The following is a 748-nucleotide window of genomic DNA, read 5'->3' on the forward strand; positions in this document are numbered from 1 at the left end:
GGAGAGATGATTATCGGTATAGAAGAAATCCTCCTCAAAGAAGACACAGACGTCGTCCTCGTACAAGGAGACACGAACTCCGTCCTTGCAGGGACAATCGCAGCGACAAAACTTGATTGTGATGTTGGTCACGTTGAAGCTGGTCTCCGGAGCTTCGACCGCGATATGCCTGAGGAGAAAAACCGCGTGATTGCAGACCATACTGCGGACTATCTCTTTGCACCAACAGAGCAATCCGAAGAGTTCCTATTAGAAGAAGGACTTCCAGAGGACCGTGTTTTTGTAACTGGGAATACAGTCGTGGATGCTGTTCAACAAAACCACAAATTGGCATCTCGAAAAAGTTCAGTGCTCGAGGAGTTTGGACTCGAAGACACCGAGTATGGGCTTTTGACGGCACACCGAGCAGAGAACGTTGACGACAAAGAAACGTTCGAGGACCTCTTAGAAGGCGTTGAGCGTGTTGGTGAAGAGCTGGACATAGAATTCTTGTATCCGATTCATCCTCGTGCACGAGGTCAATTAGACGAATTTGGACTCTCAATTCCTGAGCATATCAAAACAATTCCTCCTCAGGACTATCTCGACTTTCTGCAACTGCAGAGTGGCGCAAAGATAATACTCACTGATTCAGGGGGTGTTCAAGAGGAAGCGTGCATCCTCGGTGTCCCCTGTGTGACGCTTCGAGAAAATACGGAACGACCAGAGACGCTCGAGGTTGGTGCTAATCGCCTCGCTGGAACTGCAC

General features: G+C 49.1%; 1 protein-coding gene. It reads left to right on the top strand.

The window, feature by feature from the left end:
• Nucleotides 1-748 (top strand): non-hydrolyzing UDP-N-acetylglucosamine 2-epimerase (gene wecB / locus AUR66_RS14865; protein WP_058573057.1); only part of this gene is annotated, 748 nt, incomplete at both ends.

It is taken from the genome of Haloferax profundi (assembly GCF_001469865.1).
GTDB classification, from domain to species: Archaea; Halobacteriota; Halobacteria; order Halobacteriales; family Haloferacaceae; genus Haloferax; species Haloferax profundi.